The organism is Zavarzinella formosa DSM 19928, assembly GCF_000255705.1.
Classification (GTDB): Bacteria; Planctomycetota; Planctomycetia; order Gemmatales; family Gemmataceae; genus Zavarzinella; species Zavarzinella formosa.
Genome location: NZ_JH636439.1, coordinates 1914657 through 1935301 on the forward strand (window position 1 = coordinate 1914657; position 20645 = coordinate 1935301).

A 20645-nucleotide genomic window follows, 5' to 3' on the forward strand; every position below is an offset into this window, starting at 1 on the left:
GTCGCGTGCGGCGCGGAGCTGCCCCGCGGGTGCTGGCCTCGCTGCGAAACGTGGCCGTTCATGTGCTGCGCGGGATGGACACGCCGAGCATGGCCGCCGCCACCCGCGAGTTCGCCGCCGACCCGAGACGTGCACTGGACTTCCTCACTGACCCAAGATCAACCTCTGAGTAGCCCTGTTAATCAGAGGATCAAGCCAAAAACCACCATCTGTTCCATAATCTGACATAACGGGTGACAGGCATGGACGACACCTTTCCAGCCACCCGACAATCTTCTTCGAGTTTTCCCCAATGCCCTCCAAAAAACAAACATCACAACCGGCGATCATTCCGGCGTCTCCGGAAAAAAATTCGCGTCGGCGGGCGGGATTTCTCAAACTCGCGGCCCTGGCCGTGGTGGCTTTTGGTGTTTCGTATGGGATCACCCGCTTGACTGGAAAAGCATCGCCCTCGCCTTCACCGGGGATGGTTCTGATTCCCGGCGGCGAGTTTCAAATGGGGACGGCCGGCGATCAGGCCCTCAAAAATGAACAACCCGCCCACATGGTTCGGGTGGATGCATTCTGGATGGACGAACACGAGGTGACCAACGCCCAATTCCGGAAATTTGTCGCAGCCACTGGATACGTGACGACGGCCGAGAAAGCGCCGGATTGGGAGGAGATGAAGAAAACGCTTCCCCCCAACACACCCAAGCCGGCCCCGGAGACATTGCAACCGGGGTCGATGGTTTTCACTCCCCCCGCGAAGAGCGTGCCGCTGGGCAATGCGGCCGCTTGGTGGCGTTGGGTTCCCGGTGCCTCTTGGAAACACCCCGAAGGACCGGGAAGCAATCTCGACGGGCGAGACAATCACCCGGTCATTCAAGTTTCATGGGATGACGCCGTCGCTTATGCGAAGTGGGCGGGCAAGCGCCTGCCGACGGAAGCCGAATGGGAATTTGCCGCGAGAGGCGGCCTTGGCGGCAAAAGATATTCGTGGGGCGACACCGCGCCAACGGAGGAAAGCAAACTGGCCAACATCTGGCAGGGTGAATTCCCGGTCGCGAACACCAAACAGGATGGCTTTGAACGCACCGCCCCGGTGAAAAGCTACCCGCCGAATGAGTATGGGTTGTATGACATGGCGGGCAATGTTTGGGAATGGTGTTCCGATTGGTATCGGGCCGACGCCTACGCCCGCCGGGCCGGCGCTGGATTGGTTGTCAACCCGGCCGGCCCCGCCGAGGCTTGGGACCCCAGCCACCCGCTGAGTCCCGGACGTGTCACCCGCGGCGGTTCGTTTCTTTGCCATGTCTCCTATTGCGAAAGCTACCGCACCGCCGCCCGCCGGGGGACCGAACCAGACACCGGCATGTCCCATCTGGGTTTCCGCTGTGTGATCTCAGTGAATCCCGAACCGGGCGGGAAATAGTCCTTCCGGGGCTGACAGCCCAGCCTCGTTAAAACACGCTCCGCATTCCCATTTCAAATCCCCAATCCCGGTTGACGTTGTCTTTCAACAATCCCACGCCGGGTTTGATGTAGAACACCGTTCCCCCCTTGAACACCTTGCCGACTTCCGGGGCCACGTAGAAGTCGACGCGGTTGTGGTCGTTGTAGTCAACCACCAACTGAAATTCCGGTTTGAAATAGTAGCCCGACGGGTCTTGGTATTGCACGAACAGACGCAGTTTTCCCTGATTGACCGATTGAAACGCCGGGTCTCCGGCCACGGACATGTCTTGGAAATAAATCGGGATCACCGTCCATCGTTCGGCCGCCTGCCACACAAAACCGACCAACGGGGCCAGCCGATATTTTCCGGTTCCCAAGCTCACGGTCGTCAGCCGGGCGGCAAACGGATTCAGCACCAATTGACTGTCGGCCGTCGGCAGATACACGTCGGTTCCAATGATCGGCAGCACGGTCTTGAACGGCCATTCAAAAACTTCGCGGACATCCTCCCATTTCGTGGGCAGGAAGATAAACCGCGTGTACACATCGCCCAAGCCGAACGGCTTGGCCTTGGGCAAATCCGCATAGGTGAACGGAACATTGATCCCGACGCTGCCGCCGCCGCCGAGGATCGGCAGCGTCGCGGACAAAGTCGTTGTGTTGAAGGACAGCCCGTTTTGGATGCGATAATATTCGTGGTAAAAAGTGAAACGCCGTTTCAACTTGGAGGGGTCTGTCCCAGCGTCCGGTCCACCTTGGCCTTGTTCGGCGCCGGGGGCCGCCCCGCCGGACTTTGCAGCGCCTTCCTCCTCTGCCGGGCGGGTGGCCTGCACCGCCAGCGTTTCGGCCGGAGTGGGAGTATCAACAAACGGGCCGGCCATGGTTTTTTCCGATTCTGGCAGGTCGATCAATGGCGTCTGCGCGGAGGCGAGCGACGCCCAACCCCACATCAGCACAAGACACGCCTGGAGGCAACGGCTGTTCATTCCATGATCCTTATGGCGTGAGGATAATGCCACGGTGGTTTCAGCGGGAAGCGTGTCTGACACCGCATGAGAAATTTCAACAATAATGTCGGTTATCGACCGCATCCGGGAGCGATCATAACGATTGTCCTGATTGTGATGAATTTAAAGGGTTGATTTGGCAGCCCGCCTCACACGGCAGGTTTAAAACAGGCAAGCAGACGCCGACTGCGGAAAATGGCAAAGAGACGGCGGGAAGCCGTCTCTGATTACACCCGACGGGCGGGAACTTGAGATGGAGAAATGTGAAACACCATCGGCCATCGGTTTGGCCCGGCCGACTCAGAAGTCAATCTTCGCCCGAATGCCGAAATTGACGGAGGTGTCAACACGTTCCCGAATCGGATTGATGATCTGAAGGTCGGGAGTGATGTGACACCACGGCGTCACGCCGATGTTGTAAAAGAGTTCCACCCCTTGCTCGTCTCCCAGCCGAAGCAAACGGGGGGCAAGGCTGGTAAGGCTGTTGCTCATGCCGATGTAAAAATAGCCCACTCCGAAACTATCCAACGGCCGGTTGCAAAAAGGACTGGCGCCGCCCAAGCCGATGGAGCCTGACCACTTGATCGGGTTGGCGTCCCCGTCGCTGATCCCGGCGCTGCCGAACATCCCCCAGCTTCGCTTGGGATTTTCGTCGTCCGCCCAAAGCGTCTGGTCGAACAGGTAATACGTTGCCCACGAACCGCTCACCTTCGGCTTCCCGACCACCTCGCCCCGCAGACGCTGGAGGACGAAATACGGCAGACCGTTCAACGATGTGTATTGGGCGCTGCTGTAAACACCCCCGACCGACTGATGTCCCGGCATTCCAAGGAAATTGGTCGGGATGTTCACCTGAGCATTGACGCTGGCACCGTTGTTGAAGAAGGTGTCAAACCCACTGACAGTCGGAGTATTGTTCGTGTCAAACACCCCCAAGGTGAAGATGGGTTGCTTGTCTTTCAACACGGCAAATCCGCCGCCGAATGTCGAATAGGGAATGGTTCGCGCCAGCACCGGCGGCAACACCATCCCGGCGTTCATGAACCCGTTGACCCCACGAGCGCCGCCCGTGAATGGCTGGTTGAAATCGTCGGCCGTGTTCAGTTTGCCGAAATAGGTGATGAAATTTTCCGAGAGAGCCTGCGTGACTTTCACGCCGGAAAGAACGGTGATCCCCCCGTTGGGATCGGTCACCGGCAATGTCTGGGCCAGGCTGGTCGGCAGCAAGGCTCCGGTCAGTGAATTGGCCGACTGGCCGAACAGCGTCTCGCCGTGCAGAGTGACGAACAACCCTTTCCATAAACCGGCTTTTTCGCCATCCACGTTTAACAGATAATCAGCCCGGCCGCCGTAGCGGAAGCCTGTGTCCGCGCCTCCCGAAGCGACGCCTTGGTAGAAGTTGGTCGAACTGATGTTCCAAGTGATGCCATGATCGGCCAGCGTGTCGCGCAGGCCAAACCAATTGCCTGTGAGCTTGGAGCGTTCCAAGAACGCCCCGGCAAACGGGGAAGACATCGGATCGCCACACGGGGCTTCCGTCACTGGCGCGGTCGGCTGCTCCGTGGCGATTTCGATGACCACCGGAGGCGTCGCTGGCGCCGGTTGCTGGGCCACAACTCCGGAGGCTCCTCCCGTGGCGAGGGCGAACAAGGCGGCCAAGGCTCGACGCCGGGCCAGCGCGGTCAGATTTTGGATGGTCATGGCAAAGCCTCCATGCCTTGCAATCAATTGAGGGTGGGAGAGGGGGCCATTCACGCAATACAACTTGAATGTTTGAATCGGACGAGACAACCGGCCACGCCCATGACAAACGGCGCAACCGGTTGGTGAAAATGAATTTTTCGGCATGGTCAAACCGATCATGCCGGTTGTCCGACGCAAAACCAAACTTGGAAAATGTTTACTTTGTCGGCGGGAAAACGACTTTCCAATCGTTCTTCATATCCGCGAGCAGCCAGCCTCGCTTGGCGGCTTCATCCAAGCCGCGTTCGAGTCTGCCAAAATGGGATTTGCGGTCATACGCATACTCGCGTTCTGCGTCCGTGTGATGAACAATCATCCCGAAACGAGGTCCGCTTCCGGCAGCGGTCCATTCGAGCATTTCAAAGTCGCCGTCCGAGTTGCCGAAGGCCATGACGGGTCGGCGACCGATGAACTTGTTGATGGCGACGGGCTTTCCGGCTTTGTCATCCAGAAAATCAAGTTGCGGCTGGATGACAATCGCCGGTTTGCCGTCGCGGAGTTCATACTTCGTCTTGAAAGTGGTCCCGACGACTTGTTCCGGCGGGATGCCGTACACCTTTTCCGCGAACGGGCGCATCAAGTCCACGGTCCCGCCGGAAACAATAAAAGTCTTGAAGCCGTTCGCTCGCAAAAACGCCAGGACTTCGAGCATCGGCTGATAAACACATTCGGTGTATGGTCGCTGAAATTTCGGATGTTTTGCCGTCACCAGCCAGTTCTTCACGGTGGCGGCAAACTCGTCGGTTGTCATGCCGGTGTGCGTGGCCAGCACAATCTCGACGATGCTTTTTTCCCCGGCTTCCGCGAGCGTCTTCAGATCACCCTCGATCACCGCCTTGAACGGTTGCTTGTCCTTCCACTCCGGGTGTTTGTCCGCCATCGCCTTGACGCGATCCAAGGCGAAAGCGAGTTGAACATACATCGGCTGTTCACACCAAAGCGTGCCGTCGTTGTCAAACACTGCGATCCGCTCCGCCACCGGCACGAAATCCGGTGAAACTTCCTTGGTGACTTTGGCCACAAAATCAAGAACTGCCTTTTTGCGCGGTCCCTCGTTCCAAGACGCCAGCGGGTCCGGAGATTGGGCAAACACCGAGGCGGCCACAAGCGCCCAGCAGACAATCGTGATGCGAACAGGCATGGGTGAACCCTTCGTCAAATGGCAGATATTTCAGTTTGGCTTTGAACAAACGGCGATCAAAACGATTTTCAATGACCGATCATTTCGACTTTCCCGGAATGTGGCCGAGAGGCGCCCCCGCCGGGATCAACGATTCCCGTTTCACGCTGTCCGCAAAGTCCTTCAGGATCTTGCCGTGGTGCGCCGCCGTCCAAGTGTGCAGATACGGCAGATCGACCGGCTTTCGCTCTTTGGGATCGACGATCAGATTGACGAGGTGCGGGGTGGCCAGTTTCAACGCCGGTTCGGTCAGCGTCTTCTGGAGGTACATCACGAGTTTGAAGTTCCGCCACTTCACACCGTAGAGTGTGTCCCCCATCCAATATGGGAATCCCTCGCGGGCTGAAATTTCCTGTTTTCCCTCGAAGAACGCCCGCTGGTCCAGTCCGTCGATGACCCGGTCGTTGGGGATTTCGCCACCGCTCCAACGGACGAGCGTGGTGAACATGTCGGTAATGTGAACGATTTCGTTGCTCTGCCTGCCCTCTGGAACCTTGCCGGGATAGCGGATGAGGCACGGGGTGCGCAGCGAACCTTCCATTCCGGTGAAATACGAACCGTCGAAGAACCCCGCGTGGCCCCGCCAAGCCTCGACTTCCTCCGGGCCGTTGTCCCCGCTGAACACGACGACGGTGTTGTCCTCGACACCCAATTCCTTGAGAGTGTCGAGCAGAAAGCCGAAGTCGGCGTCCAGTTGCAACAGGCAGTCGGCCCAGTCGCCATTGCCGGACTTGCCCTTGAACTCCTTTCGCGGAACAGTGGGCATGTGCATCAGGGAATGGTTGAAGTACAAGAAGAACGGTTGCTCGGCGTCCGTGCTTCGTTTCATAAACGCTTTCGCCCGCGTCAGGTATTCCGCGTCAATGTCGCGGCGGGCCTCCAGGTTCAGCGTCTTGACCGGACGCACTTTGCCTCCCTTGGCTCCTTCCAGCACATTGGCGACCGGGTCTCGTTTCGCGTCATACCACGGGTCGTCCGGCCAGAGGCATTCGTCGTAGCTGTGCGGGATGCCATGCCACTCGTCGAATCCGTGATCGGTCGGCCAGCGGCCGTTTGATGCGCCAATATGCCACTTCCCGAGGCAAGCGGTGGCGTAGCCGTTCTTGGAGAAGATGTCACCCATCGTCTGTTCCCAGGCGACCAGTCCTCCCTCGGATCCGGCGAGTGCGACCGTGTGGTTTCCCGAGCGGATGGCGTAGCGGCCCGTCATGAGCGCGGACCGCGAGGGGGTGCATTGAGCCTCCGGGGCGAAGTTGAGCAGTTTCAACCCTTGGGCCGCGAACCGATCAATCCGGCGAGTGTCGGCGCCGCGCAACAGCCCGCCGCCGTAGCAACCGAGTTCTCCGTACCCGAGATTGTCAACCAGAAAGTAAACGACGTTGGGTTTCTTGCCGCTCTTCGCAACCCGTGTCGGCTCCTTGTCACCGTGCTGGGCGGTTTGAACCTGTCGGGAGACGGACTTGACGGGTGCATCCAGTTCTGCCCGGAGCAAAGCGTCCGGCCGATTGCCGCCGACCAGCCACCCGAAGAACGCACCGGCGACGAACAATGCCACGGCGGGCAAGACGAGTCGTGATCTCATGATTCTGGCTCTGAAAGGTCATGGTTTTTCGACTGACTTCACTTCCTCGAAATCACCGGGTCGCCAGGAACCGTCAAACGCTGGTTTTTCCGGGCCGTAGATGCGAAAATAGGTGAACCAACCTTTGCCGGGAATCGTTTTGATCCAACGCCCCTCATGGCCGGTTGGCGCCTTCGGACCAAAATACAAATCGATCGATTTTTCTCCGGCCATGTCTTTTAACTCAAACAACGAGCGCAGAGCTGCTTTCTTTTGATCGGTTTGGATCTGGCTTCGAGAATCGCTGTCGTACACGGTGACGGACCAGAACAACTTGCCTGGCACGGGTTGGGGCACGGTCAACTTGTAGGTCTTTCCACCGTCAAGATAAGTGCCGCCGCCGTCACGAAGGCCAAGCCAGTAAAGCGATCCGGCATTGGTGTCCCGCCGGAACATGGCGGGTGATGCGCCGATTGCCTGATAGAACCATTTTTCTCTCGCCGTCGTGTCAAGACGGCCGGCGGTGTTAAAATCCCCATCCTCGAACCGCAGGCTTGCCCATTCCCACATGCGGTCCCGCCAGACGATTCGTTCCGGCCGACGGTCACCGAAGGATTGCGCCCGCATTTGGGCGATGCCGAGTTTGGATGCTTTTTCCAGAATGGCTTTGAGACGAGCGTCGGGTTGAAACGGCTTTCCTTTCTCGATCCCCAAGGCGGCCAGTTCGCCATAATAGTTGTGATAGCCCTTGTAGGTTGGTTCCGCGTCCACGGTCTGATGGAGCACTTCCCAGAACTTGAAGTTGTCCTCCCACTGACGCGGAGTGGTGTCCTGTGTCTTCCCGGTCACGTCCAGCCACTTCGGTTCCTCCCACTTGGTCGCCGAGTCGAGCGGATAGACTTTGATCGTGGTCAGTCGCTCCTTGGCAACTTTTACATCGCCGTTGACCGGCAATGAACGGGCGCCGACGATCTGCCGGTTGCTGCTCGCTTGGTGAACGAAGTAGCCACTCTCCGGCGGTTTGCCTTTGTATGCCGGAGGCAGAAGCAAATGCTTGCCCCCTTTTCCGGCGTCCGGGCCGGGCAGCCCCATGTCCGCAACCCAACGTTGATTGATATCCATCGAGCAAACAATCAGCGGCCCGGCAGGCAACTCGACAACCAGCGGGCCGACCCCAAGATCAAGCAGCAACGGCCCATAAGGGGTGTCTGAGTTCGCAGTGAAGACCAGTTGTTCCGGCGCGCAATCGAGGATGCCGAACACTTTGTTGGGAACGACGCCGATTTCTTCATTCCCCTTGACGATGGCGGCCCCGGACACGGTCGGGTAGAAAAACTTGTACGCCTGCACGGCACGATTCAAGTCGGCCTCGTCATAGGCGCGTTGCACGTCGTCTGCGGCGGGAAAACCCGTCGGCGGTTTGGAGATACCCGTCTTGTCTTGAGCGAATGTGTTCGGCAAAACAGAAAAGCAAGCGGCGACGAACCACGTCGCGCCAACGAGGACCTGTTTGTTTTGCATGGTTTGAGTTCCTTTTCTGAGTGGTCAGGGTCATTTCACCGGCAGTGCTTCGGGGAGTTTCCAAACGCCGTCCAGAATCTCCTTCCGAGGACGGTACATTCGGAACAAATAGTTCCATCCCGGTGTGATCGGCAGGCAGTTCGGCGTGTCTGCCTCGCAACCGCCGAACTGGATCGTCACCGAACCGTCGGCGTTCGGCTTGGCGGTGACGTTGTTCAGCGTGTAGGCGTTCTTCTCGTTCTTTTCAAAGAAGCCAGCCTTGTTGTAAACGCTCACGGACCAAAACCCGTCTGTCGGCACATCCTTGACCGTCAGCCGATAGACCGTTTTGCCGTCGTTTAATTCGGGACTTGCCCCGGCATAGGTTGCATCAGCCCGTGGGTTCCCGCCCCACCCTACGGCAGTTCCGATGAGGTGCTGGACGGGGTCCACCTCGCCCTTTCGCCCGAACATCCGCGAAGAATCAATGCCGCCATTGGCAGCCGCCAGTTCGTTCAAAGCGTCCCGAATCTTTTTGAGAGAAGCCTGATCCCAATTCGGCGTCTCGAATTTGCCGGAATCTTTTTGCTCAGCCTTGAGTCCATTCTGTAGTTCGTGGACTGCTTTCACATCGGCCGGGTCGTTCGGGTTTACGAATGTCCGGACAAGAGCGAGAACATATCGGGTGCCGGTTTTCTCCTTCGAGAGCATGTGGGAGCCGGGCTTGTAAAGCACTTCGACGGTGTAGTGATCTTCATTGATAATCTGCATGGCCATGAACCGTTTGCCTGCGTCGGGAAACGTGGCCGTCACGGGTCCGGCGTCGAGATCAAACACCCCTTGAGAATAAAGGGTGTCGCGGTTCATGCGAATCACCGCTTGCTTCTCAATCGGCGCGAGTTCCCGCTCGTGATTGAACTTGCCTAACCCGGTCTCTTTGACGAATCGGGCAAAGTAGGTGTCGCTCTCTGCACGGGCGAAGTTGTCCACCGTTACACGAACCGGCTTCGCATCTTCGGCCGTCACCGGGGGCGGAAATCCCCCGGCCACAAGGGCGAACGCAAACAGGGCGAATCGAACTGTCATGATGTTGTTTCTTTGAAGGGTCATTTCACTTCCTCAAAATCCCCCGGCTTCCAAGAACCGTTGAAGGCCGCGTCTTTGGGGCCGTAAATGCGGAAGTAGGAGAACCAGCCTCGGCCGGGAGTGGTTTGAATCCATTGGCCCTCTTTGCCGACCGGAGCCTTCGGGCCAAAGTACAGGTCAATCGTGCCGTCCGCGTTTGGCGTCAGCTTTTCGTAGAGCGACCGCAGGGCCGCCTTGTCTTGCGCTGTCTGCACCTGGCTCCGGGTGGCGGCATCATAGATCGTGACCGACCAGAACAAATTGGCCGGGACGGGGGTGGGGACCGTCAGCTTGTAGGTCTTGCCGCCGTCCACGAACGCGCCGGAAGTGTCCCGGTGGCCCAGCCAGTAGAGCGATCCGGCCCCTTCTTTGCGACGGAACATCGCCGGGGAGGTGACAATTGCCTGGGCAAACCACCGGTCGCGGGCTTCCAAGTCAATTCCGTTTGAAGTCTCGAACTGGGCGCTCTCGGGCACAAGGCCGATCCATTCCCATTTGTGATCTTTCCACGCGAGCTTGTCCGTCCGGGCGGTGTCGAAGGCCGACACGAGCATCTGATCCCGTCCCGCTTTTGCGGCTCGTTCCAAAATGGCTTTCATCCGGGCGTCGGGGGCGAATGGTTTGCCTTTTTCAATGCCGAGGGCCGAGAGCAAGCCGTACATCGGCAGAAACTTTTCCTGAAGCGGCTCGGCGTCGATCACCGCCCGAAGCTTCTCCCAATACAAGATGTTGTCTTCCCAGCGCAGCGGAGTGCTGTCCATCTTCTTCTCAGTCATGTCGATCATCTTCACAAGCTTTGGATCGTCGGCCGTGGACAGGGGATAGATCTTCACGCTTTTCAGGGCGTCAGCCGCTCCCTTTGCGTCTCCTTTGATGGGCAGGGACCGTAGGGCGATCAGAACCTTGTTCGACGACGACGCACCGACGTAATATCCTTCCGGCACCTTGCCGACATACCCCGGCGGCATGATGAGATGCTTTCCCCCTTTTCCCTTGTCCGGGCCGGGCAGGCCGATGTCCAGAATCCATCCTTGGTGGTGATCGTTCGCCAACCCGATGAACGGACCAGGGGGCACCTCAACCACATAGGCGCCGTAAGACAGGTCGATCACGCCGCCGGCGTAAGGAGTGTCCGAGTTGAGCGTGAAGCCGACATGCCTCGGCCCGGCCAACAGAATCGGCATCGCCTCGTTGTCGTTGATCCCCTGTTCCCGGTTGCCGTTAAAGATGCCCTCCAAGGACACGGTCGGATACCAAAACCGATAAGCAGTGACCGCCCGCTCATAATCGGCGGCATCGCGGGCCTTTTGAGCGGCTTCGGGCGAGGGGAATCCTCCCTTGAACGAGGAATCTTGGGCGAGGGCGAACGCCGACGCCAACAGCATAACGGATACAACAAACAGAAATCGCATCATGTTGTCTCTTCAATGGTGCGGTCCAAAAAAGACGGGCCGGGACCACCCCGGCCCGACACAAACGCCGGCGTCACTTCAAATCGACAGTCACTTTCTCAATCTTGCCGGTGAACTTGAACGGCAGTTTATAGGTGAAATCCACCGGGGAGCCGACATCCATGCCGATGTCCAGCCCTTCGCCGAGGGAGATTTGCAGCGGGATTGTGCGGGCCAGTTTTCCCTCGGCGACCTTGGCCCCGTTGACGGACATGGTAACGGTGGCAGACTTGCCGCGTTCCTCGGGCTTGCCTTCGTATTTGAAATCGAGGACAAGTTTCACCTTCCCTTTGGGCAGCGATTCTTTGCCCGTGATCGTCGGGCGGTCGAGGTCGAGGAAGTTGTAAACGAACGACGGCTTGCCATCCTTCACATACAGCCCATAACCGCCGACCAGGCCGCCGTGCGTGACGATCATTCCCTCGGTTGCCCCGTCGGGGAGATTCAAATCGGCCGTCACCGTCCAAGATTTGTTGAGGATGCGTGGCGCCGCCTCGTTGGCCAGACCGATCTGGCCAGGGTAATACGTGAATGTCTTGCGGTCCCCGGCGAGGCTGGGCCGGCCCATCAATTCCGCGTTCAGGCGCTCCGTTGCCCGCCAGTCCAGCGGCAGCACGTTGTATTTGGCCGCCTCCACCCACCATTGATCCTGAAGTTCCCGGAGTTTCTCCGGGTGTTTTGCGGCAAGATCGTTGGCTTGGGTGAAGTCCTCGTCAATGTGGTAAAGCTCCCATTTCTGCTTGTCGATGTCGAAGCCCGTGCGGGTCGGGTTCCAAGGGACGAACGACGTGGCCGAGGCCATCCAGCCGTTGTGGTACAGCCCGCGATTGCAACCCAACTCAAAGTATTGTGTGGTTCGGCGGTCCTTGGCTTTCGCCTCGTCGAACGTGTAGGCGAAACTGGTTCCCTCGATGGGCTTCTGTTTTACGCCGTTCAGGTCGGTCGGCGGGGTGATGCCGCATACTTCGTAAAGCGTGGGAACCACGTCGATGACATGATGAAACTGGCTGCGAACCTCTCCCTTGGTCTTGATGCGGGCGGGCCAGGAGACGATCATCGGATTGCGCATCCCGCCGAAGTGGCTGGCCACCTGCTTGGTCCATTGAAACGGGGTGTCCATTGCGTGTGCCCACGCGGACGGGAAATGGTTGAAGTGCTTGGGACCGCCCAAGTCATCAATCGATTTCAAATTGTCCTGCCACTTTTCCGGGAAACCGTTGAAAAACAGATTCTCGTTGATCGAACCTTCAATGCCCCCTTCCGCGCTGGAGCCGTTGTCTCCGGCGATGTAGATGAACATCGTGTTCTCCGCCCCCGGCATCTGCTTCACCGCTTCCACAATCCGGCCCATCTCGTAATCACAATGAGCACCGTAAGCGGCGAAGACTTCCATCATGCGGGCGTAAAGTTTCTTCTGGTCCGCGTTGAGCGTGTCCCACGCGGGCAATCCGGCGGAACGGGTTGTCAGTTTGGCATCGGCGGGGACCACGCCGAGCTTCTTTTGCCGTTCAATCGTCTCTTCGCGGTATTTGTCCCAACCCATGTCGAACTTGCCTTTGAATTTCTCAATCCACTCCTTCGGGGCGTGGTGCGGGGAATGGGTCGCTCCGGGGGCGACGTACAGAAAGAATGGCTTGTCCGGAGAAATGCTTTTGACCTTTTGCGTCCACGCAATCGCCTTGTCTGCCAGATCCGGTGTCAAGTGATAGTTCGGATCAGCCGAGGCAGGAACAAGATTGCGGTTCTCATACAGGACCGGGTTCCAGTGGTTCATGTCCCCAGCGTTGAAGCCATAGAAGTAGTCAAACCCCAGCCCGTTCGCCCAGCGGTCGAACGGCCCGGCGGCGCTCGTTTCCCACGCCGGGGTGTTGTGGTTCTTGCCGATCCACGCGGTCATGTAGCCGTTTTGCCGCAACACTTCGCCGACCGTTCCGCAGTTTCGCGGAAGCACGCTGGTGTACCCGTCGTAGCCGGTGGCCGTTTCCGCAATGACAGCGAAAGCTGCGGAGTGATGGTTGCGGCCGGTAATGAGGGCAGCCCGCGTCGGACTGCACAGGGCGGTCGTGTGAAAGCGGTTATAGCGAAGCCCCTCGGCCGCAAGTTTATCCATTGTCGGGGACGGAATCCCGCCGCCGAACGTGCTGAACTGGCCGAAGCCTGCGTCATCCAGCAGGATCAGCACAATGTTCGGCGCCCCCTTCGGCGGTTGAACCGGTTGCGGAAACTGCGCCTTGTCCGAGTCCAGATACGTCCGGCCCACCGTGCCTGGGAACCGGAAGTCCGGTCTCGGCAGCACACTTGGAGTGCCGGGCGGCGGCGGCTCTTTTGCGGGTTGTTGCCCGGCCATTTCAGCGAATTGACCGGGTGCGACCAGCCAGCCGAGGACAGAGCCGACCACGATGAGCGCGGCCGGGAGAAGCATTCGTGAACGCATGGTGTCAATCCATTTGGAGTGCGGAGAAAGAAAGCATGGAGGCGAGAACTGCCTCGCCTCGTTAAAAGTCGGTTACTTCAACTCAATCGTGACTTTGTCAATCTTGCCGTTGAATCGGAAGGGCATGCGGTCGGCGTAGTCTTCCATAATTGGCGTGCCGCGGTCTTCGCCCACGTCCAGCGTCTCATCGATCGAGTACAAGAATGGCGTCGTCGCCTCAATGGCGCCCTCGGCGACCTTCTTGCCGTCCACGGCAAGGACGTAGTTACCACCCTTGCCAACTTCTTTCGCCTTGCCCGCATAAGCGAAGTCTAGTGTGATTGTGTGTTTGCCGGGTGTCAGTTTGTCCGGCCCGGTGATTCGGATGCCGTCTTTTTTCTGCTGGGTGCGCTTGTAGGCCCAAATCGGTTTGCCGTCGAGAACGGCCAAGCCCCAGCCGGCGAATCGGCCGCCTTGGGTGACAATCACGCCCTCCACCCCTGTCGTCGGCACGTCGATGTGAGCGGTGATGGCAAACGACGTGTTCTTGAGTGCCGGGGCAGTCCCTTCCGGGATGCGGACCGTGCCCTGATGATACTCGAATTGCTTCCGGCCACGGGTGAGGCTTGGCCGCTCGAAGATGGCTGCCACCGTGGCCTGCGGGCTGAAGTTCATCGGCAGGACGTTGTTGCGGCCTGCCTCCGCCCACCAGAGTTCTTCCAGTTCCTTCAGTTTCTCGGGCTTCTCTTTGGCCAGGTTCTTGGCTTGGGTGAAGTCTTCGTTGATGTGGTAAAGCTCCCATGTGAAGCTCGACGGCGTCAGCCCCTTGGGTTCGGGTTCCCAGGCAAACAACAGTGGCGTGGTTCCCGCGAACCATCCGTCGTGATAGATGCCCCGGTTGCCGAACATCTCGAAGTACTGAGTTATGCGCCGCCCCTTCGCCTTAGCGTCGTCCCAAGTGTAAGCCATGCTCGTTCCGTCAATCGGAGCCTGTTTGACGCCGTTGATGGAAGCCGGGGCTTGCACGCCCGCCGACTCATAGATAGTGGGTGCGATATCAATGATGTGGTGAAACAGGTCACGCAACCCGCCCGCGTTCTTAATCCGCTTCGGCCAACTCATGACCATGCCGTTGCGGATGCCTCCGAAGTGCGAGGCATATCGCTTGGTCCATTGCATCGGGGCGTTCATGGCCCACGTCCAAGGGACCGGGAAGTGGTTGTAATGCAACGGCCCGCCGAGTTCATCCTTGACGGAATACAGGAAATCGAACGTCTCGGTTTCGCCGTTGCCGAGGACGGCCAATTCGTTGGCCGTGCCCTGAAGCGTGCCTTCGGCGCTGCCGCCGTTATCACCCTGAATGTAGATGATGAGCGTGTTGTCCAGTTCGCCGGTCTTCTCGACCGCGTCGATCACCCGGCCGATATTGTGGTCCGTGAAAGCCAGGAATGCGGCGTAGACCTCCATCATCCGGGCGTAGAGTTCCTTGTGCTTCGCGTCGAGAGAATCCCAAGCAGGCAGGTTGTCCGGCCGGGGCGTCAGCACGGCGTTTTGCGGAACCACCCCGAGCTTCTTCTGGCGAGAGAACGTCTCTTCGCGGACCTTGTCCCAGCCTTGATCGAACTGCCCTTTGAACTTGGCGATCCACTCTTTCGGCGCGTGGTGGGGGGCGTGTGTGGCTCCGGGCACATAGTAGGCGAAAAACGGCTTGTCAGGGGCAAGGGAGTGCTGGTCTTGTATCCAGCGGATCGCGTGGTCCGAGAGGTCCGAGTCAAGGTGGTAGTCGGCCTTCGCCTTGCCAGTCAGTCCCCCTTTTGGTTCGACGGGCGAAGTGTTCTCAAATATCGTCGGGTCCCACTGGTTCACATCCCCGCCGATGAAGCCGTAAAAGTACTCAAAGCCGAGGCCGGTGGGCCAGAGGTCGAACGGTCCGGCAGCGCTGGACTGCCAGCCGGGCACGTTATGGTTCTTGCCGAACCACGCGGTGCTGTAGCCGTTTTGTCTGAGCGTTTCGGCGATGGTGCCGCAACTCTTCGGCATCACCGAGTCGTAGCCGGGGTAACCCAAGCTGCGTTCCATAATCATGCCGGTGTGCGAGTTGTGGTGGTTTCGCCCGGAAATCAGGGCAGCGCGAGTGGGTGAACACAGTGCTGTCGTGTGGAAGCGGTTATACTTCAGGCCGCGGGCCGCGAGCTTGTCGAACGTGGGTGTCGGGATCGCCCCGCCGAACGTGCTCGACGCGCCGAACCCGACGTCATCAGTCATAATGAGCAAGACATTCGGCGCCCCTTTGGGCGCGTGAACCGGCTGGGGAAAATCCGATTTGGAGTCCGCCGTCGTGCGGCCAATCGTCCCGTGGAACGGCGGGTCGGGATATGGCAGCGTCGGTGCGGGGGGTGGTTGAATTGCGGGCTTGTTCTCCTGAGCGAAGATGTCGTTCACCCTTCCGGACGCGGCCAGCCAGCCGAGCACGCCGCCAAGCGCGACGAGTGATACGGGAAGTAACAATCGTTTGCGCATGGCACCATCTTTCGGAAAAATGAGTGAACTTGAGCGAGGGCCGGGGAGCATCCCCGGCCAGCCCCAAACAAACGTTACTTCCCTCGTGTGGTCGCTCCGAGCTTTTCGATAACCTGATCGATCGAGAAACTGGCCGGCCGCTGACGCGGTGGAAAATCCTTGTACGTCTTGAGGTACTCTCCGACTCTCGCGACAGTCGGGAGAATCATGTAGGCCCGTTCGATGAACCACTTTTCCCAGTACGCCGAGGCGTCCCACGAATACTCGTAGGGGTCGGACTTCAAATCGATCACGATTGGGGCGCGAAGTTTTGTCGTGGGCATGCGCCACACCGACATTCCCGTCGCCAGTTGCACCTCGAAGTGGTACTTGAACCGGTCGTCGCGGTAGGCGAGCAGGTCGCCGTCGTCACTGAAGTAGAAGTACTCATTGCGAGCGCTCTTCGGGCTCTTGCCTGTGAGGTAGTCGAGTTGGTTGTAGCCGTCGAGGTAGACTTTGAATGTCTTGTCCCCTGCCTTCACGCCCTTGCGGGCGTTCTCGCGGAGGTTCGGATCACCACCGGCGGCGGCGACGAGGGTGACCAGCCAGTCTTCCGCGCTGAACAGTTCGGTGAAATTCGTGCCTGACTTGATCTTGCCCGGCCAGCGGATGAGCGCGGGCACGCGGACGGCCCCTTCCCAGCCGGTATCCTTCTCGGAGCGGAAGGGCGAAGCGCCGCCGTCCGGCCATTGGTTCTTCATTGCGCCGTTGTCGGATGTGTAAATGACGATTGTATTGTCCGCAATCTTCAAGTCGTCCAGTTGCTTGAGCAGTTCGCCGACCATGAGGTCGTGTTCAGTCATCCCGTCGGCTTGGATTCCCAACCCGGTTTTGCCTTTCGACGTCGGCTTGAGATGCGTGAAGACGTGCATTCGGGTGCTGTTGTACCAGCAGAAAAACGGCTTGTCCGCTTTCACTTGGCGGTCGATGAAGTCCTTCGTGGCGGCCAGGAATTCTTCGTCCACCGTCTCCATCCGCTTCTTGTTGAGCGGGCCGGTGTCGGTGATCTTGCCATCAGAGGAGCACTTGAGCACGCCACGAGGGCCGAACTTTTTCTTGAATTCCGGATCTTTCGGATAATCTTCATTCTCGGGTTCTTCTTCCGCATTCAGGTGGTACAGGTTGCCGAAGAATTCATCGAATCCGTGGTTGGTGGGCAGGAACTCGTCACGGTCCCCCAAATGGTTTTTCCCAAATTGGGCTGTCGCGTACCCGAGCGGTTTGAGGAATTCGGCAATCGTCGGGTCTTCCTTCTGGATGCCCACGTTCGCACCTGGCAAGCCGACTTTCGTCAAGCCGGTGCGGAACGGGCACTGTCCGAGGATGAACGCGGCCCGCCCGGCGGTGCAGGATTGTTGCCCGTAATAGGTGACAAACACCCCGCCCTCATTGCCGATACGGTCAATGTTCGGCGTCGTGAAACCCATCAGCCCGCGACTGTAGGCACTCACATTGGACTGTCCGATGTCATCGCCGAAGATGACGAGGATGTTCGGCCTTTTGCCGCTTCCGGTTGACGCGGGGGCCTCTTTCTTCTCAGCCTGAACGAGTTGAACGGGCGATGTTGGCGCCGGTTCGGTTTTCTCAGGGCCGCCTTTGGCGGACAGGACGGCTTCAATCCGTCCGCTCCCGGCAAGCCAGCCGGAGAGGGCGCCTGCCGCCAACAACAATGCCGGCAACAGCTTTCGAGTGGGCATGGTTTTCGACTCCTTTTCACCAATGTCATCAGGTTGGATGGAAAGCGTTCCCCGTAGCGTTGATGACTGTTGGACAGATGATGGGAATGCGGAACAATCGAAACGCACAACCTAACCGTCGTCTCCTTTTGGAGAGGGACGGCGGTTAGGTTGCCGCGGAAACGGCCGTAACTGATGTTCGGCCGACCTTCTTCACCTTCAGTTCAGCGAGGCTTCAAACCTTCCAATTCTTTCAAACGCTTTATCGCATCTTGCTGACGCAACATTCCGTAGCCAATGCCGCTGGCGTTGAGCGAACTGCCCGTCTGATACGGGAATTTGTCGAAGTCCGAGAAGAATTCCTTGATTTTGCCTTGAATGGGCACAAGCAGCCACATGTTTTGCGCGAGGAACTGGACGGCCCCGCCCCCCTCCTCCAATCCGCGTTCATAGGGGTCCATGCGGAGATTGGCGATGAGTGCCCATGCGGATACTTCACGGGTGCCGGTGGCGATGTTGCCTTTGGTCGTGGCGAAGCTCAGCTTCCAATCGTTCCAGCGCACGGCATTGAGATTGCCGCCTTGGTCAAAATAATTGATCGAATCGCGGGGGCCGGTCTTGGTTTCGCCCCGGAAATATGGGCCGAAGTCGTAACCGTCGAGATGGACTTTGAATTTTTTGCCGTTGGCTTCTGTTCCCGCCGCCATCTTGGCCTTGATATCCGGCGCGCCGGCGGCGGCGGCCAGCGTCGGGAACCAGTCGATCAGGGAGATGATTTCGTTGGACACCGTGCCCGGCTTCACCACGCCCGGCCAGCGCACCATCATCGGAATGCGGAATCCACCCTCCCACGTCGTGCCCTTTTCGCCCCGGAACATCGTCATCGCCCCGTCTGGCCACAAGGCGATTTCCGCGCCGTTGTCGGTCGTGTAGACCACGATGGTGTCGTCGGCAATCTTGAGGTCATCCAGTTGCTTGAGCAATTCGCCGACGTGGCCGTCGTGTTCGACCATGCCGTCCGCGTGGATGCCTTTGCCCGTCTTTCCAAGCGATTCTTTTTTGAGGTGGGTGGAAAATGTGCATTCGGGTGGAGTTGAACCAAACGAAGAACGGCTTGTCCGCCTTGTGCTGGCGGTCAATAAAGTCCTTCGCTGCGGCGAGAAATTCCTCGTCTGCCGTCGGCATCCGTTTGACATTCAACGGGCCGGTGTCCGTGATCTTGCCGTCGGCAGACGACTTGATGACGCCGCGGGGGCCGAACTTCTTCTTGAATTCCGGATCTTTCGGGTAGAAGTAGCCTTCGGGTTCTTCCTCGGCATTGAGGTGATAGAGATTGCCGAAGAACTCGTCGAAACCGTGGGCGGTCGGCAGGTGCTTGTCCTGGTCGCCCAAGTGGTTTTTGCCGAACTGGCCGGTGGCGTAGCCTTGAGTCTTCATCACGTCCGCGATGGTCGGCATCCAATCTTGAATACCGTGCGGGTCTCCGGGCATGCCGATGGTCAGCAGGCCGGTGCGGAACGGCTCTTGGCCAAGGATGAAAGACGCCCGGCCGGCGGTGCAACTTTGTTGCCCGTAGGAATCGGTGAAGAGCATCCCTTCCTTGGCGATCCGGTCGATGTTCGGCGTGCGATAACCCATCAACCCTTGGGTGTAAGCGCTAATCTGCGGGATGCCGATGTCGTCGCCAAAGATCACCAGAACGTTCGGCTTTTTACCGCTTTTGCCGGTGGTCGGGGCCGGTTCTTTCTTCTCGGCCTGAACAAGTTGAACGGGCGTCGTTGGCGCCGGTTCGATTTTCTCGGGACCGCCTTTGGCGGACAGGGCGGATTCAATCCGTCCACTCCCGGCGAGCCAGCCGGAGAGCGCGCCTGCCGCCAGCAAAAATGCCGGCAGCATCTTTCGAGTGGGCATGGAATCATCTCCTTGGATATGGGAACACAAAGGACACGCATGACAGCCGAGAACCGGCTTTGTCGAACACGGAGACAGACCGCCTCCGCGCTCGGCCCTTCCTTGGGACGTGATTTCCTGTTGACCGAATGGCAAAAGATCGGCTGGCTTAGTCTTTCTTCGTCGCGGGGTCTTCCAATCGGACAAGAATCATTTGATCGGATCGATCTTTACCATAATGAACGAACACAGTGGTTTCGTTTTTGGTGAGGTTTTCCAATCCCGCTTCGAAGGTGATGTCCTTTTTCTCGCCAATCGACCAAGCCACCCGTTGCGATTTCTTGTCAACGGAGCCGTAAACCGGGAGAGTGTTGTCCGCGACCGCATCGTAATAGTTGCCGCGAAGCACCCCGGCTTTGTTGACCGCCAGTTGGAAGATTCGCTGGGCGACTTTCTCGTCCCCCTGAATCATTCCGAAGACGCCGAGCGGCTGCCATTCATCCGTGTCGGCTGGTTTGGCTTGTCGGCCGGTGTCGGCAATAGCGGCGGCTTGGGTGGAGTAATCAGCGGCGGTGGAGGCTTGGTCGCCGTTCACATAGACGGAATCATCCTGGACCACCACCGTGTCGCCGTAGTCATACGACACCGGCGGGCTGCTGACGCCGACGAAACTGGCCACCGTTCCCCAAACCGGAGGAGCCCAAAAGTTGTACCCCGCCGCCCACCGCGCGGTGGTCCAGGCGGCGGCATGGGCTGAATACCATGTCGGCGTGAAATAGGGGTAATACCCGGCGCGGACACCCACGGCCGCCGCACGCACGTTGACCGGGCTGACATAGCCGGTGTAATGACCGGCCACCCCGCCGCGAACACCTCCGGCCGCGATACCTCCGTTGGGGCCGACGGCAATGCCGCCCCTTGAACCGCCGGCGGCGAAGTTGCCATTGGGGCCGACCGCGAAACCGCCCCGTCCCCCCACGGCAGTCGTCGTGCCCCACGGAGTCGAGATTGTTCCTCCTCGCGATCCTCCGGCGGCGATGCCGCCGTTGGGGCCGACCGCGATGCCGCCCCTTGAACCGCCAGTGGCAATCCCACCATTGGGG

Annotated in this window: 11 protein-coding genes and 2 pseudogenes; 1 reads left to right on the top strand and 12 read right to left on the bottom strand. The window is 58.9% G+C overall.

What is annotated here, in order from left to right; genetic code table 11:
* Positions 1–292: 292 nt before the first annotated feature.
* Positions 293–1414 carry a formylglycine-generating enzyme family protein gene (locus BGIM_RS0109100; RefSeq protein ID WP_020469478.1) on the top strand — a complete coding sequence of 374 codons (1122 nt, stop codon included), beginning with the start codon at positions 293–295 and terminating at the stop codon, positions 1412–1414.
* 28 nt (positions 1415–1442) lie between these two features.
* Here BGIM_RS0109100 and BGIM_RS0109105 read toward each other — a convergent pair whose 3' ends face one another.
* The 12 genes and pseudogenes from BGIM_RS0109105 to BGIM_RS49465 all read right to left on the bottom strand — a co-directional run.
* Positions 1443–2423, bottom strand: coding sequence for a hypothetical protein (locus tag BGIM_RS0109105; protein ID WP_029629873.1), 981 nt, complete (start codon positions 2421–2423; stop codon positions 1443–1445).
* A 321-nt stretch (positions 2424–2744) separates the two neighbouring features.
* On the bottom strand, positions 2745–4145 hold the full coding sequence (locus tag BGIM_RS49455) for a carbohydrate porin (protein WP_020469480.1): 1401 nt from the start codon (positions 4143–4145) through the stop codon (positions 2745–2747).
* Positions 4146–4344: 199 nt separating this feature from the next.
* Complete coding sequence (locus BGIM_RS0109115; protein ID WP_020469481.1) at positions 4345–5328, bottom strand: HAD family hydrolase; 984 nt, start codon at positions 5326–5328, stop codon at positions 4345–4347.
* Between the two features lie 79 nt (positions 5329–5407).
* Positions 5408–6949 (bottom strand): arylsulfatase, encoded by a 1542-nt coding sequence (locus BGIM_RS0109120; RefSeq protein WP_020469482.1) that lies wholly within the window; start codon positions 6947–6949, stop codon positions 5408–5410.
* A gap of 18 nt (positions 6950–6967) precedes the next feature.
* Complete coding sequence (locus tag BGIM_RS0109125) at positions 6968–8449, bottom strand: DUF1254 domain-containing protein (RefSeq protein WP_020469483.1); 1482 nt, start codon at positions 8447–8449, stop codon at positions 6968–6970.
* 30 nt (positions 8450–8479) lie between these two features.
* Positions 8480–9514 carry a DUF1254 domain-containing protein gene (locus BGIM_RS0109130; protein WP_029629875.1) on the bottom strand — a complete coding sequence of 345 codons (1035 nt, stop codon included), beginning with the start codon at positions 9512–9514 and terminating at the stop codon, positions 8480–8482.
* Between the two features lie 20 nt (positions 9515–9534).
* Complete coding sequence (locus tag BGIM_RS0109135; RefSeq protein WP_020469485.1) at positions 9535–10968, bottom strand: DUF1254 domain-containing protein; 1434 nt, start codon at positions 10966–10968, stop codon at positions 9535–9537.
* Between the two features lie 70 nt (positions 10969–11038).
* On the bottom strand, positions 11039–13438 hold the full coding sequence (locus BGIM_RS0109140; RefSeq protein ID WP_029629876.1) for an arylsulfatase: 2400 nt from the start codon (positions 13436–13438) through the stop codon (positions 11039–11041).
* Positions 13439–13510: 72 nt separating this feature from the next.
* Positions 13511–15937 carry an arylsulfatase gene (locus BGIM_RS0109145; RefSeq protein ID WP_020469487.1) on the bottom strand — a complete coding sequence of 809 codons (2427 nt, stop codon included), beginning with the start codon at positions 15935–15937 and terminating at the stop codon, positions 13511–13513.
* Between the two features lie 74 nt (positions 15938–16011).
* Complete coding sequence (locus BGIM_RS0109150) at positions 16012–17673, bottom strand: arylsulfatase (protein WP_020469488.1); 1662 nt, start codon at positions 17671–17673, stop codon at positions 16012–16014.
* Positions 17674–17876: 203 nt separating this feature from the next.
* Positions 17877–19563, bottom strand: a pseudogene (locus BGIM_RS67025) (arylsulfatase).
* A gap of 148 nt (positions 19564–19711) precedes the next feature.
* Positions 19712–20645 (bottom strand): annotated as a pseudogene (locus BGIM_RS49465) (protocadherin); the annotation flags it as partial.

Coding starts and splice junctions, on each gene's coding strand:
- BGIM_RS0109100 (WP_020469478.1), top strand. CDS start 293: ATGCCCTCCAAAAAACAAACATCACAACCGGCGATCATTCCGGCGTCT.
- BGIM_RS0109105 (WP_029629873.1), bottom strand. CDS start 2,423: ATGAACAGCCGTTGCCTCCAGGCGTGTCTTGTGCTGATGTGGGGTTGG.
- BGIM_RS49455 (WP_020469480.1), bottom strand. CDS start 4,145: ATGACCATCCAAAATCTGACCGCGCTGGCCCGGCGTCGAGCCTTGGCC.
- BGIM_RS0109115 (WP_020469481.1), bottom strand. CDS start 5,328: ATGCCTGTTCGCATCACGATTGTCTGCTGGGCGCTTGTGGCCGCCTCG.
- BGIM_RS0109120 (WP_020469482.1), bottom strand. CDS start 6,949: ATGAGATCACGACTCGTCTTGCCCGCCGTGGCATTGTTCGTCGCCGGT.
- BGIM_RS0109125 (WP_020469483.1), bottom strand. CDS start 8,449: ATGCAAAACAAACAGGTCCTCGTTGGCGCGACGTGGTTCGTCGCCGCT.
- BGIM_RS0109130 (WP_029629875.1), bottom strand. CDS start 9,514: ATGACAGTTCGATTCGCCCTGTTTGCGTTCGCCCTTGTGGCCGGGGGA.
- BGIM_RS0109135 (WP_020469485.1), bottom strand. CDS start 10,968: ATGATGCGATTTCTGTTTGTTGTATCCGTTATGCTGTTGGCGTCGGCG.
- BGIM_RS0109140 (WP_029629876.1), bottom strand. CDS start 13,438: ATGCGTTCACGAATGCTTCTCCCGGCCGCGCTCATCGTGGTCGGCTCT.
- BGIM_RS0109145 (WP_020469487.1), bottom strand. CDS start 15,937: ATGCGCAAACGATTGTTACTTCCCGTATCACTCGTCGCGCTTGGCGGC.
- BGIM_RS0109150 (WP_020469488.1), bottom strand. CDS start 17,673: ATGCCCACTCGAAAGCTGTTGCCGGCATTGTTGTTGGCGGCAGGCGCC.